This window comes from Aestuariivirga sp. (assembly GCF_047602625.1).
Classification (GTDB): domain Bacteria; phylum Pseudomonadota; class Alphaproteobacteria; order Rhizobiales; family Aestuariivirgaceae; genus Aestuariivirga.
Map to the genome: position 1 here is coordinate 1,253,781 of NZ_JASGGV010000002.1, position 13,799 is coordinate 1,267,579.

12 protein-coding genes are annotated in these 13,799 nt (G+C 61.7%); 5 read left to right on the forward strand and 7 right to left on the reverse strand.

Annotated elements, in window-relative coordinates; genetic code table 11:
• Entirely contained in the window at positions 1 to 1,419 is a 1,419-nt protein-coding gene (locus tag QM694_RS11155; protein ID WP_415007006.1) for a glutamate synthase subunit beta, read from the forward strand.
• On the forward strand, positions 1,416 to 2,594 hold the full coding sequence (locus tag QM694_RS11160) for an aminotransferase class V-fold PLP-dependent enzyme (protein WP_415007007.1): 1,179 nt from the start codon (positions 1,416 to 1,418) through the stop codon (positions 2,592 to 2,594). Before QM694_RS11155 ends, QM694_RS11160 begins: the two co-directional genes overlap by 4 nt.
• Before the next feature lies 1 nt (position 2,595).
• On the opposite strand, the gene QM694_RS11165 is transcribed toward QM694_RS11160, so the two are convergent.
• The 3 genes from QM694_RS11165 to galE all read right to left on the reverse strand — a co-directional run bounded on the left by QM694_RS11165 (position 2,596) and on the right by galE (position 5,879).
• Positions 2,596 to 3,615 carry a DUF459 domain-containing protein gene (locus tag QM694_RS11165; RefSeq protein ID WP_415007008.1) on the reverse strand — a complete coding sequence of 340 codons (1,020 nt, stop codon included), beginning with the start codon at positions 3,613 to 3,615 and terminating at the stop codon, positions 2,596 to 2,598.
• Positions 3,616 to 3,618: 3 nt separating this feature from the next.
• Positions 3,619 to 4,815: a lytic murein transglycosylase gene (locus tag QM694_RS11170; protein ID WP_415007009.1), complete on the reverse strand. Its 1,197-nt coding sequence runs from the start codon at positions 4,813 to 4,815 to the stop codon at positions 3,619 to 3,621.
• Positions 4,816 to 4,889: 74 nt separating this feature from the next.
• Positions 4,890 to 5,879, reverse strand: a complete 990-nt coding sequence (gene galE, locus QM694_RS11175; RefSeq protein ID WP_415007010.1) for a UDP-glucose 4-epimerase GalE — start codon at positions 5,877 to 5,879, stop codon at positions 4,890 to 4,892.
• 132 nt (positions 5,880 to 6,011) lie between these two features.
• Here galE and galU point away from each other — a divergent pair, with 132 nt between their 5' ends.
• Positions 6,012 to 6,884, forward strand: a complete 873-nt coding sequence (gene galU / locus QM694_RS11180; protein WP_415007011.1) for a UTP--glucose-1-phosphate uridylyltransferase GalU — start codon at positions 6,012 to 6,014, stop codon at positions 6,882 to 6,884.
• On the opposite strand, the gene QM694_RS11185 is transcribed toward galU, so the two are convergent.
• Positions 6,881 to 8,248: an outer membrane beta-barrel protein gene (locus QM694_RS11185; RefSeq protein WP_415007012.1), complete on the reverse strand. Its 1,368-nt coding sequence runs from the start codon at positions 8,246 to 8,248 to the stop codon at positions 6,881 to 6,883. The two genes, galU and QM694_RS11185, sit on opposite strands and share 4 nt — an antisense overlap.
• Positions 8,249 to 8,358: 110 nt before the next feature.
• Between QM694_RS11185 and QM694_RS11190 the strand changes: the two genes are divergently transcribed.
• Positions 8,359 to 9,360, forward strand: coding sequence for a KpsF/GutQ family sugar-phosphate isomerase (locus tag QM694_RS11190; protein ID WP_415007013.1), 1,002 nt, complete (start codon positions 8,359 to 8,361; stop codon positions 9,358 to 9,360).
• Here the strand turns inward: QM694_RS11190 and QM694_RS11195 are convergent.
• From QM694_RS11195 to hemH, 3 genes are all read right to left on the reverse strand, one after another.
• Positions 9,357 to 9,803, reverse strand: coding sequence for an NfeD family protein (locus tag QM694_RS11195; RefSeq protein WP_415007014.1), 447 nt, complete (start codon positions 9,801 to 9,803; stop codon positions 9,357 to 9,359). The two genes, QM694_RS11190 and QM694_RS11195, sit on opposite strands and share 4 nt — an antisense overlap.
• 12 nt (positions 9,804 to 9,815) lie before the next feature.
• Entirely contained in the window at positions 9,816 to 10,802 is a 987-nt protein-coding gene (locus QM694_RS11200; RefSeq protein ID WP_415007015.1) for an SPFH domain-containing protein, read from the reverse strand.
• A gap of 74 nt (positions 10,803 to 10,876) precedes the next feature.
• On the reverse strand, positions 10,877 to 11,911 hold the full coding sequence (gene hemH / locus QM694_RS11205) for a ferrochelatase (RefSeq protein WP_415007016.1): 1,035 nt from the start codon (positions 11,909 to 11,911) through the stop codon (positions 10,877 to 10,879).
• 82 nt (positions 11,912 to 11,993) lie between these two features.
• Between hemH and QM694_RS11210 the strand changes: the two genes are divergently transcribed.
• A complete protein-coding gene (locus QM694_RS11210) occupies positions 11,994 to 13,793 on the forward strand; it encodes an ATP-binding protein (protein ID WP_415007017.1) in 1,800 nt (599 codons plus the stop codon).
• Positions 13,794 to 13,799 lie beyond the last annotated feature (6 nt).

Here is a 13,799-nt window from a genome sequence, read left to right on the forward strand (position 1 = left end):
ATGGGCAAGGTCACAGGCTTCCTTGAGATCGAGCGGCAGGATCGCAAATATACGCCGGCGGCAGACCGCGTGCGGCATTACAACGAATTCGTGATCCCGCTCTCGGATGAGGGGGTGCGCAACCAGGCGGCGCGCTGCATGAACTGCGGCATTCCCTATTGCCACAACGGCTGCCCGGTGAACAACCAGATCCCCGACTGGAACGATCTGGTCTACAACGGCGGCTGGGAGGAAGCGTCGCGCAACCTTCACTCCACCAACAATTTCCCCGAGTTCACCGGACGCGTTTGCCCCGCGCCCTGCGAGGCTTCCTGCACGCTGAACATCGAGGACACGCCCGTCACCATCAAGACCATCGAATGCGCCATCGTCGACAAGGCGTGGGAGAACGGCTGGATCAAGCCGGAATCCTTTGGCGAGAAGACGGGCAAGAAGGTGGCCGTCGTGGGCTCCGGCCCTTCGGGCCTGGCCGCCGCACAGCAACTGGCGCGCGCTGGCCACACCGTGCATCTCTTCGAGAAGAACGCCAAGGCGGGCGGACTGATGCGCTACGGCATTCCCGACTTCAAGATGGAGAAGCACCTGATCGACCGCCGCGTGAAGCAGATGGAGGCGGAGGGCGTCACCTTCCATCACGGCGTTCACATCGGCGTCACCCAGGATGCAAAGCAGCTTGTCGACAGCTTCGATGCCGTGCTGATGACCGGCGGTTCCGAGAAGGGCCGCGATCTTCCCATCCCCGGCCGCGACCTGGGCGGCATTCATTTCGCCATGGAGTTCCTGCCGCAGCAGAACCGCCGCGTCTCCAAGGAGCAGCCGCTCACCAACCAGCCGATTCTTGCCAACGGCAAGCATGTGGTGGTGATCGGCGGCGGCGATACCGGCTCGGACTGCATTGGCACCTCGCTCCGCCAGGGGGCACTGTCCGTCACCCAGCTTGAGGTGATGCCGAAGCCGCCGGAAAAGGAAAACAAGGCGCTGACCTGGCCGGACTGGCCGCTGAAGATGCGCACCTCTTCCTCGCAGCAGGAGGGTGCCGACCGCGACTTCTCCGTGCTGACAAAATCGTTCTCCGGTGAAAACGGCGCCGTGAAACTGCTTCATTGCGTGCGCGTCGACGGCAAGATGCAGGAGATTCCGGGCTCGGCCTTTGAACTCAAGGCCGATCTTGTGCTGCTGGCCATGGGCTTCGTGCACCCCGTTCATGAAGGCATGTTGCAGAGCTTAGGGGTAAAGCTCGATGGCCGTGGCAATGTGGAGGCCAACGTCAAGAACTACCGCACCACGGTGGACAAGGTTTTCGCAGCTGGCGACATGCGGCGTGGCCAGTCGCTCGTCGTCTGGGCCATCCGCGAAGGGCGGCAGGCGGCGCGCGCCGTTGACGAATATCTCATGGGCATGTCTAACCTTCCGAGATGACCCCGGAAGACATTGCCCGTTACCGCGCCGAAACGCAGGGCGTGAAACACGTCCTGCATTTCAACAATGCCGGCTCATCTCTCACGCCCGACCCGGTTCACAACACCGTCGTGGCGCACCTCGAGCGCGAGCGCCAGATCGGTGGCTATGAGGCGAAGGATGAAGCGGCGTCCCGCATGCAAGCCTTCTACAGCGAGGCATCCGGGCTGATCGGCGCTGCGCCGGATGAAATCGCCTATGTCGAGAACGCCACCCGCGCCTGGGACATGGCGTTTTATTCCCTGCCCCTGAAGGAAGGCGATGTCATCCTCACCGCGCAGGCCGAATATTCGAGCAACTATCTCGCCTATTTGCAGATGGCGAAGCGCAAGGGCGTGGTGATCGAGGTGGTGCCGGACGACAATCAGGGCCAGCTCGACGTTGCGGCCCTCAAGCGGATGATCACCGCCCGCACCAGGCTGATTTCCATCACCCATATTCCAACCCATGGCGGCCTCATCAATCCTGCGGCGGAGATCGGCAAGGTGGCGCGTTCGGCTGGCGTCCCGTTCCTGCTCGATGCCTGCCAGTCCGTCGGCCAGCTTGATGTCAACGTGGAAGAGATCGGCTGCGACATGCTCTCCGCCACGGGCCGCAAATTCCTGCGGGGGCCGCGCGGCACCGGCTTTCTCTATGTGAAGCGGGAGCTCGCGAACCGGCTTGAACCCGTGTTCGTCGATCTTCATTCCGCCGACTGGCCGGAAGACAATGAGTACACCCTCGCGCCCGGCGCGCTCCGCTTTGAGAATTGGGAATGCTATTACGCGGGCAAGCTGGGATTGGCCGAGGCGATCCGCTATGCGCGGTCCATCGGATTGAAAGAAATCGAACAGCGCGTGCTCGGTCTCGCAAAACTCCTGCGGGAAGAACTCTCGAAACTTCGCGGCGTCACGCTCACCGATACGGGTACGCGGCAATCCGGCATTGTCACCTTCGTAAAACAGGGCCACGCAGCCGAAACCATCAAGATGGCGCTTCGCGCCCAGGGCATCAATGTCTCGGTGTCATCGGGCGACCGCGCCCGCTTCGATCTCCTGAAGCGCGGCTATCACGATGTCGTCCGCGCCAGCGTGCATTACTATAACACCGAGGACGAGATCGCCCGCTTCATCCGCGCCATCGGCGAATTCAAGTAAATTATTTGAGCGAAAAATCATCGGCACGGCCTTTTGGCGGCGGCGCGGCCTCGCCGGTCACGAACATCCGTTCGGCAGCGCTTCCCGGCTGGGCCAAAGCCCGGAGCGCCACAAGCCCCGCACCGCCCGGCCCCATGGCCACCAGAACATCCTCGGCGCGGAATGACTGGTCTTCGCCGGTCGAGCCCGCCTGCCCGAACACCGGCAACTCTGCCACAGGCGGCAAAGCTGCAGCAGGAGCGGATGTCTTGGCCGTTACGGGCGTGCCGCTCTTCGGCAGGGCCTGCGGCGTGGCGGAGCGGATGGCGGCCAGCACAAGCTCCGCCATACGGTCATTGCCCTGCTTGAAGAAACTCACGCCATCCTTGCCGCGCAGCTTGCGGGGCGCGCCGGAACTGTCCGTGTCACTGTCGATATAGGCCCCATCCTTGCCAAGAAAATCGGCGCGCAGATCCACATAATGCGCTGCCCTCTTCTCAACTTCCTGCTTCTGCAAGGCACTGACGATTTTCAGATCGCCGTCATAGGCCAAGTCCTGCATTGGCGGCAGGCTGACCCAGTAAACCGGAATGCCCGCCGCCTTGAAGGCATCCAGCACGCGGTCAAGCTGCTTCACATAGGCCGCTTTCCACGGATCGGTGCCGAAGGCATAGCGGAAATCGCCATCGCGGATCATCTGCCGGTCGTTTGAACCGATCAGCACCACGGCGGCATCGTAACTCTTGCCATCGAGGATTTTCGGAACCGTATCGCCCCAGTCATAAACTTCGGGCCTCGCGATGCCTGACTCTTCGTTGAAGCGGAGCGTGATGTCGAGCGAGCCATCGGATTCGGCAAGACGTGAGAAGCCGGCCCCCAGCCCGCCGCCCAGCGCGTCACCGATCACCAGAATATGGGTCTGGCTTGCCACAGGTTGGGCGCCGTCATCACTGGCCGACGAGCCCATGACAGGCGTAACAACCTGCTGCGCCTCCGCAAGCCCGCCCAGCATCATCACCAGCATGAAAATGATGAAGCGCATGGCTCAGCTTTTCCGCACCCGCTCAAGCAGCTTGAGCGACGGCACACCATCGAGCGGCAATCCGGCGCTTTTCTGGAAGGCGATGATCGCTTCATAGGTGCGGGCGCCAAACCGCCCGTCATCGCCGCCCGTCTCAAAGCCCTTGGCCGTCAAGGTCCGCTGCAATTCCACCCGCTGCTTGAATGTCAGATCATAGGTCACATCGGGCCAGCTTGCGAGAATGGGCCCGCCGCCGCGGATGCGGTCTGCCAAGTGGCCCACCGCCAGCGCATAGGAATGCGAGAGGTTGTAATCCATGATCGCCATGAAATTCTGGGTGACCAGAAAGCGGGGACCCGAAACGCCTTGCGGCACCATGACAAAGGCCGAGGCCTGCGAGGATCCGAACGGCTTGCCGTCGGCGCGCGCCACGCCCAGCTTCTGCCACTCCGCCACGGTCCGCCATTTCTGCCGCCCGATCATCGCGAGGTTGAAATCCTTGGGCAGGGTTATTTCCCATCCCCAAGGCCGATCGTCCTTCCAGCCGCTCTTCGCGAGATAATTGGCGGTGGAGGCCAGCGCGTCTTCTTTTGAGTTCCAGATATCTTTCACGCCATCGCCATCCCAATCGACGGCGTAGGAGAGATAGGAGGTGGGGATGAACTGCGTATGCCCCAGCGCCGCCGCCCACGAGCCAGTAAAATTCTCCGGCGTCACCACGCCGCGTTTGAGGATTTTCAGCGCCGCAACGAACTGCTCGCGCGCATATTGTTTCTTGAGGCCGGAATACATGAGGGTGGCGAGCGAGCGCATCACCTTCATCGATCCCTTGTCCTTGCCGAAGTTCGATTCCATGCCCCAGATGCCGAGCAGGATGCGCCGGTCCACGCCATATTTGGCTTCGATGGCCAAGAGCAGCTTCGCCTCCGATGCAAGCTTCTGCTGCCCCGTATCAATACGGATGGGCGTGACAGCTTTTTCGAGATAGGCCGAGGTGGTGGAGGTGAATTCCGGCTGGTTGTTGGCGAGCTTCAGGACCGTGGGATCGGGATCGGTGATGCCGGCAAAGGCGCGGTCAAACAGATCGCGCGAAATGCCATTGGCCTTGGCGATGGGCCACAGCGTCTGAATGAAAGCCTCGAACTTGGCGTCGGCAAAAGCGGGCGTGGCCTGCAGCAATGGCAGGCTCAGCGCCCAAAGCATCAAGTGTCTGCGGTTCATCGGCGTCCCTGGGATTCGGATGCGGCAAGGCAATCCTAACAGGGAACCATTTCAACCGCCAAATGCGGCTGCAATCAGGCCGCGTTGCGCTGCGCCAGCCGCCGCTCCCAGGCGAGCGCGGAGGACACGATGGTGTCGAGATCGTCGTATTTGGGCTGCCAGCCCAAAACTTCGCGCACCCGCCTGGCCCCGGCGACGATGGCGGCGGGATCGCCCGCCCGGCGGCCCACCATGTTCACTTTGAAGGGCGCGCCTTCAGCTTTTTCGACGGCCTTGATCACCTCAAGCACCGAATAGCCCTTGCCATAGCCGCAATTGAAAATGCCGCTTTCACCGCCTTTGCGGAGATGCGCCAGCCCGTCCATATGCGCGGCGATGAGGTCGCTGACATGGATATAGTCGCGAAGGCAGGTGCCATCGGGCGTATCATAGTCGCTGCCATAGACATCCATGTGGCTGCGCTGCCCCAGCGCCGTCTGGCAGGCGACCTTGATAAGATGGGTGGCGCGCGGCGTTGATTGCCCGGTGCGGCCTTGCGGATCGGCCCCCGCGACGTTGAAATAGCGGAGCGCGATATATTGCAGCCCATAGGCCGCATGGGCATCGCGCAGCATCCATTCGGTCATGAGCTTTGACGTGCCATAGGGCGAGATGGGCTTGGGTAGCACGGTTTCAAACACCGGCTCATTTGTGGTTTCGCCATAAACCGCCGCCGTCGAGGAGAAGATGAAGCGCGGCACCTTGGCCTTGACCGCCGCCGCCATCAGGCTGCGCGATTTCACCGTATTGTTGAGATAATAGGCCAGCGGATCGGTGACCGACTCCGGCACCACGATCGAGCCTGCGAAATGCACCACGGCATCAAACTGATGTTCCGCCATCAGCCGCGCCAGCATCGCCTCGTCGCCGATGTCGCCTTCCGCCAGCTTAGCCTTGGGTGAAATCGCCCACCAGTGCCCGGTGGAGAGATTGTCGAGGACCACCACGTCTTCGCCGGCGTCGGTCAACGCCAGCACCATGTGGCTGCCGATATAGCCCGCGCCGCCCGTCACCAGAACCGTCATGCCGAAAACTCCACCGCGCAAAAACCACAGGGTCTTTGTCTGAACCTTTTCACACGCTATTAGTTAGATGTCAGCCAAGGCCAGCTTAATGCTGCCGCGCACGTCTGCAACGCCGTTAATGAAGGGTAAATCATGCCGCGTCCGATCAAGAAAGCCGTATTTCCCGTCGCAGGCCTGGGCACGCGCTTCCTGCCCGCCACCAAGGCCATGCCCAAGGAAATGCTGACGGTTGTGGACCGGCCGGTGATCCAGCTTGCGGTGGACGAGGCGCGCGATGCGGGGATCGAGCATTTCGTATTTGTGACCGGCCGTAACAAGAGCGTCATCGAGGACCATTTCGACAAGCAGTATGAGCTCGAGGATACGCTGCGCGCGCGCGGCAAGTCGGAGGCCCTGGCCGAGTTGGAGAAGGATTTGCCGGGAGCAGGCCAAACCAGCTTTACCCGCCAGCAGGAGCCCAAGGGTCTGGGCCATGCGGTATGGTGCGCGCGCGACATCGTGGGCGACGAGCCCTTTGCGCTGCTGCTGCCCGACATGGTGATGCATGCCAGGCCTGGCTGCCTGAAGCAGATGATGGATGTCTATAATCAGCGCGGCGGCAACGGCATCGCGGTTGAGGAAGTGCCGTGGGAGCATGTGCACCGCTATGGCGTGGTGGGCGCGAAAGACTGGAAAGACAACGCCTTCACCATCGACGGCATGGTGGAAAAGCCGCCACGCGACAAGGCACCCTCAAACCTCATCATCTCGGGCCGCTATATTCTGCAGCCGGAAATCTTCGGGGAAATTGAAAAGCAGAAACCGGGCGCGGGTGGTGAAATCCAGATCACCGATGCGATGATCCGCCTGATGGCGGCGCAGGATTTCTGGGGCGTCAAATACAAGGGCACCACCTATGACTGCGGTGACAAGGTGGGCTTTCTTTCGGCCAATGTCGCGCTCGCGCTGGAGCGCCCCGACATCGGCCCCGACTTCCGCGCCGCGCTCAAGAAGATCCTGAGCTAGGGCTGAAGCGTGATGCCTGCGGTGACGCGGTGCTCGGTATAGCTCCGCGATGATGTGACAGCATCCAGATAGGTGAAATCATAAGCCGCCGACCAGGTGAGCTGGGGGTTCATCTTCCAGTCCACGCCCGCATTGGCCGTGTAAGTGACATCATTGCCGCCGCTTTGCTTTTCGATCTCAAGGCCGCCGCCCCCCTTGAGATCAACATTGTCGCGAATGGCCTGGGTTAGTTCCGCATCAAGCGTCCAGATACGGTTGCCGTTTGAGGCCGTGGACACGGAATCGTCGATGGAGGTGGTGGCCGTCATCACCACCTGCGTCAGATCGGTGGGAGACCAACTGACATCGCCCACGAGACCGAGCGCGCCCGTGGTTTCAAGGCTGGGATCTTCATAATCACGCAGGAGATAGGTCAGCCCAAGGCTGCCGCCCCAGATGGGATTGTCGTCGATCATCACGCCTGCAGTGGCGGAATAGCCATTGGAAGACCGTTCCAGCCCGTTGCGGTCATGGGACCGCGTGTAGAGGCGCGGCACATAGGCCAATTCGGCAAAGGGCTTGAGCAGAGGCGGATCGGTGTAGGTGGCGCGCAAGGCAAGGGAGGGGGCCCAGAAATTGCGGTCGCCGTTGTCTTCCTTGCCGCCGCCAGACAGCTTCACGTCATCATAGTGGTTGTAGGACACACCCGCCGTCACCCGGCCTTCCATCGGGCCAAAGTCCTGAATATAGGCGGCGCGTCCGCCCACGATCTGTTCAGACCGCACGCCAATGGCGGTTGCCGGCACCTCGCTGTTACCCAGCCCCGTATCGTCGAGCGTCGCATAAAGCCCAAGCTCCACCCGCCGGTCGTGGCGGATGTCGAGGCGAAGATCGATATCCGCATCGCCGCTGCGCAGCAGCGTCTTGTCCTTGTCGGCATAGCGTTCAAGGTCGAGATCGGCGGAACCCGTCAGGCTGTGGCGGCTCCAGTCACTGGCAAAGTTGAGCGATGGTTTGAGAAGAACGCCGGGGGCCGCGTCCCTGTCATCATGCGACTGCTTGATGTTCGACGAATAGACGCCGCCGATCATGATCGAGGGATAAAGCGTGAGGCCTCCGGTATCGATGCCAAGCGGCGCATAAGGGTCAGTTGCGGCCTTGCGGCGGATCATCGGCGGCGGCTCTTCCAACGGTTTCACGGTGAGCGAGGTTTCGCGGGGCAGCGGCACGGCCTGCGGAAGCGTATCGGAGGTATCGGCCGCCACGTCCGAATCGGTGTCATCAATGGTCGTGCGCAAGGCGGGCGCCTGCTGGCCCAGGGCCGCACCCGTCATGCCGATCAATCCGGCCAAAGCCAGGCTGGCAAAGCGCCGCCCACACACCATCCAGAAACTCCTGCGCTGGACTCTAGGGAGCGTATGGTTAATGGGTGGTTGACGGCCTGTATCGAAGCTGGCGGCTTCCTTTTTGGGGGGAACGCGCCTAAATCTGAACCATGAACCGTCCCCAGACCTCCCCCGTTCCGCTTGGCGCTGCCTGGCGCGCATCGGCCCTCCGGGCACTCACCACGGAAACCGAAGGCATGGCGCAGCTGGTGAAGGCGGCGGAGGGGCCACTGGGAGAACAGATCGCCCAGGCCGTAGATGTGCTGCGCAAGGCGAAGGGCCGCGTGATCCTCACCGGCATGGGCAAGAGTGGTCATGTCTGCCGCAAGATCGCCGCCACCCTGGCCTCGACAGGCACGCCTGCCATGTTCGTGCATCCCGCCGAGGCAAGCCATGGCGACCTGGGCATGATCACCCCTGATGATGTGATCGTCGTGCTGTCGAATTCGGGCGAGTCGCCGGAACTCAGGGACATTCTCACCTATTCGCGCCGCTTTGCCGTGCCGCTGATCGCCATCACCGCGCAGGCGCAAAGCACGCTGGCGGGAGAAGCTGACGTGGTGCTGGTCCTGCCGCGTGCCAAGGAGGCCTGCCCCAATGGCTTGGCCCCCACCACCTCAACCCTGATGCAACTTGCTCTCGGCGATGCGCTGTCCATTGCGCTACTGGAAGAAAAAGGCTTCGGCCCGCGCGACTTCAAGAACTTCCACCCCGGCGGCAGGCTGGGCGCGCAACTCACTCACGTGCGCGACATCATGCACAAGCAGTCCGAGCTTCCGCTTACCATTGAGTCTCCGCGCATGTCGGAGGCGTTGCTGGTCATGACGTCTCGCAGCTATGGTTGCTTGGGCGTGGTGGATGCCGCTGGCCGTCTCATTGGCATTGTCACCGACGGTGACCTGCGCCGCCACATGGACCGCAACCTGCTGGACCGTACCGTGGGCGAGGTGATGACGCGCAATCCCAAGACTATTGATCCGGACGCGCTGACATCGGAAGCGCTGGAGATCCTGAACTCCGCCAAGATCACCAGCCTTTTCGTGGTGAATGCGGCGCGAGAGCCTGTGGGTCTTGTCCACATTCACGATCTGCTGCGCATCGGCGCGGCTTAAGCCTTCACCACCCTCAGCTTCATGCCGTCCACCGCCGTCACCTTGACGCGCGTGCCGGTTGGCGCGTCTTCACCCGACACATCCCATTGCGTGCCATCGATCGACAGGCGGCCGCGCCCTTCGGTGATGGGCTGGTCGAGAATGTAGCTCCGGCCGATATAATCCAGCATGCGGCGGTTCAGGCTCGGCTTGTCACTGTCCAGCACGCGGCGCGCGGCAAGAAACCGCCGCCCGCCATAGACCGATACCAGCGACAGCGCGGCGAAGATCAGCAGCTCGATCTGCCAATTCAGGTGAAACAGCAGATCCAGCACGCCGACAAGTGCTGCCGGTATGGCCAGCCAGATGAAGAACACCCCGGGCGCGGTGAGTTCCAGCATCAGCAGAATGCCGGCAATGATCCACCACACCCAGCCATCGAGCATGGGAAAGAAGGCTGACATGGCTTTCACCCCTTACGATGATTTGGACGGAATGCCGGGCACGCCGGAGCCGGTGCGCCGCGCCGGAGGAGTAGGCTGCGGTTGCGTGCCGAAGGCTTCCCGCGCCAGTTCGGAAATGCCGGCAATCGATCCGATCACGGATGACGCCTCGACGGGCATCATCAGCACCTTCTGGTTGGGCGATTGCGCCAGGGTTTCCAGCGCCTTGATATAATTGTTGGCGACGAAATAATTGATCGCCTGCACATTGCCCGAAGCGATGGCGTTGCTGACCATCTCCGTCGCCTTGGCTTCAGCCTCCGCTGACCGTTCGCGCGCCTCGGCATCCTTGAAAGCAGCCTCGCGGCGGCCCTCCGCTTGCAGAACCACAGACTGCTTCTCGCCTTCCGCTTTCAGGATGGCGGCCTGCCGCAGGCCTTCGGCTTCCAGAATGGAGGCGCGCTTCTCGCGCTCGGCCTTCATCTGGCGCGCCATCGAGTCCACCAGATCGCGCGGCGGGTTGATGTCCTTGATCTCGATACGGGTCATCTTGACGCCCCACGGCTCCGTCGCCTTGTCGACGACGCTCAGGAGGCGGTGGTTGATCTCGTCGCGCTGCGAGAGAAGATTGTCGAGTTCGAGTGAGCCCATGACGGTGCGGATATTGGTCATCGTCATGTTGATGATGGCGTTCTCGAGATTGTTGACCTCATAGGTCGCCCGCGCCGCATCCAGCACCTGGTAGAAAGCCACGCCATCCACCGTCACCATGGCGTTGTCCTTGGTGATGACTTCCTGCGAAGGCACCGGAATGACCCGCTCCATCATGTTCTGCTTGGCACCGATGCGGTCAATGAAAGGAACGATCAGGCCAAGCCCCGGCCCCAGTGTACGGATGTACCGCCCGAAGCGCTCGACCGTGTAGTTATAGCCTTGTGGCACCATGCGGATCGCCCGCAGGAGGTAGAAGACGACAACCGCCAGCACCACCAGAACGAAAACGCTAGCTCCTTGAAACATGCTGTTCTCCCAAACCGGTCCGCCGTGGCCGGCGGCAGGAAGAATGGGGATTGATCAGATGCGCCGCAAGGGCATCAGGCCCACCCTTTTATTTCGCGGCGTAATATGGTTTCCAGCATGGCGACCGATATGTCGCTGTCATTCAGGCAGGGAACGGCCGAAAATTCCGCACCACCCCGCGACAGGAACGTCTCGCGGAGGCCGATGCCCACCTCTTCAAGCGTTTCCACGCAATCCGCCGCGAAACCCGGCATCACCATCACCAGCTTTTTGACGCCCTCGGCAGGGAGCGCCGCCACGCTGTCCTGCGCGTAAGGTTTGATCCATTCCGCCCGGCCGAAGCGCGACTGGAACACCACCCGCAGCTTCTCCGGCGGCAGTTCCAGCCGCTCCCGCAGCAGGCGGGCGGTTTTCTGGCAGTGGCAGTAATAGGGATCACCCTTGTCGAAATAGGTCTGCGGCAGGCCGTGAAAGGAAGCAAGGATCAGGTCAGGCGCCCAGGATAGCGTGGCGAGGTGGGCCTCGATGCTCTGTGCCAGCGCCTCGATATGCGCTGGATCATCATAATAGGGCGGCACGCTGCGGAGCGCCGGCTGCCAGCGCATGGCCTTCAGCCCGTCAAAGGCCTTGTCCATGACCGTGGCCGTGGTGGCCGCGCTGTACTGGGGATAGAGCGGGAAGATCAGAATGCGGTCGCAACCCTGCTCTTTCAGCGCGGCAATCCGGTCATTCATCGCCGGCAAGCCATACCTCATGCCCCAATCGACAATCACATCCGGCAAGTCCCTGAGCCGTGCCGCAAGTTTTTCCGCCTGCCCGCGAGTGATCGTCTTGAGCGGCGATTCATCCAGTTCCCGGTTCCAAATCTTGCCATAGGCATGACCGCTCTTCTGCGGTCTGGTCTGCAGGATAATGCCGTTCAGGATCAGCCACCACAAAGGGCGGCTCACCTCGATCACCCTGCGATCGGACAGGAATTCCTTCAGATAGCGCCGCATCGACCAGTAATCCGTGGCCTCGGGGGTGCCCAGATTGACCAGAAGGACCCCGATCTTGCCGGTCCGGATGGCCGGATGGCCGGGCGGCCAAATATTTTCAGCGGTGGGCATGTCGCTTCCTTGCATGAAACATTGCACTACCCCGCCGTTAACGCCTTGCAAATGCAAAAAGATCATAATTCCGGACGCTGGAATGAGAGAACTGGCGACAACGGACATGAAGGCCGGGCTTGGGCATGTGCTGCGCCGCACCGAATTGCGGTGGCGGTCCCTCATTGCCCGCGCCGAAGCACCGGCAGACGGCGGCCCGCCCAGCAATTCCGTCACCCTTCCGATCCTCTTCCTCTTTTCAAGCGCCCTGGTGGCGCTGGGCTTTGCGCGAATCGCCATCGATCACGCTTCCCCGACGCTGGTTTTGGGCTGGGTGACGGCGGCTGTCGCCGCATCCCTGCTCCCGCTTTTGATCGCCGGATACTGCCAAAGATTCAAACCCGTCAGCAAACAGGCCAGCCTGCATCTGCATGAATTTTGCACGATTTTGCTTGGCCTCGTGTGGGCGGCATTCCCCGCCCTGTTTTTCGATGCCGGAGCGGAACTGCGCCTCCTGGCCGTCGCGATTACCTTCGGCATATCCGGACTTGGCTCGCTTGCCTTGGCCCGCGTCCAGTCCTCGGCCATTCTGTTTTGTGCGCTGATCGCCGGATCGCTGATCCTCGCTTCGATCAAGATTGGTGGAACAACAGGAATAGCACTTGGCGCGTTTTCGCTTCTCTATTGCCTGAGCGTGGCCATCATGATCCTGCACGCGCACGAGGCCGCCCGCCTTCATGCCCATGCCGAAGACGAGATCAAGAAGCAGAACGAGATCATTTCCCTTCTCCTGAGCGATGCTGACGAGAGTGAAGGAAACTGGCTGTGGGAAACTGACGGCCAGGGGCGGATTGTCTATGCGTCACCCAGTCTCTTCAACGCGCTGAACATCAAGCCAGCCGCGATCACAGGACGCTTGATCGCTGATGCCATGTGCGAAGTCCCGGATGATCCCGGCTGGAACGCGCTCTTGGCCACCATGCGGGCCTACCGGCCTGTCGACGGCCACCGTGTCACCACACGGCTGGGCGGGCATGAAAGCTGGTGGCGCATCACCGCCAAACCCATGTTCGATGCCGATGGCAATTTTTCGGGATACCGCGGCGCCGCGCATAACATCACCGGCGATCACCGCACCGAAACCAAACTCATCGAGGCCAAGGAGGCGGCGGAGAAGGCAAGTGAAACCAAATCGCAGTTCCTCGCCGTGATGAGCCATGAACTGCGCACGCCGCTGAACGCCATCGTCGGTTTCGCCGAACTCCTCATTTCGCCGCACGCCGATGCCATCACCGAGGCGCAGCGGATTGATCATCTCAACACCATACTGGGCAGCAGCAAGCATCTGCAATCGCTGATCAGCGACATTCTGGACGCCACGCGCATCGAAAAGGGCACGCTACAACTGGTGGAGCAGGAAGCCGATGCCGCCGAACTCGTGGAGATCGCCGCCAAGATGTGCCGGGACGCGGCGGAAAAGACCGACACGACCATCATTGCCCGCATCGTGGATGGCGTGGAGGTGAAAGGCGACATCACCCGCATCAAGCAGATTCTCATCAATCTGATTTCCAATGCCGTGAAGTTTTCGCCCTCGGGCGGCTTCGTGAACATTTCCCTTGAACGCACGGACACCGGCGGCCTCGCCATCGCTGTCAGGGACGAAGGCGTCGGCATCCGCAAGGAAGACATCGACCGCATCTTCGAGCCTTTCGTTCAGGCCGACGCCGGGCATTCCCGTCGCTTTGGCGGCATCGGGCTTGGCCTCGCCATCGCGCGCCGCATCGCCATGCTGCACGGTGGAACCGTCACGATTGAAAGTGAATATGGCGTGGGCACCACCGCGCGCCTGGTTCTGCCCGCGTGGCGTATCACCTGGCACGTGGATCGCGCGGCGGCCTGACGGGTT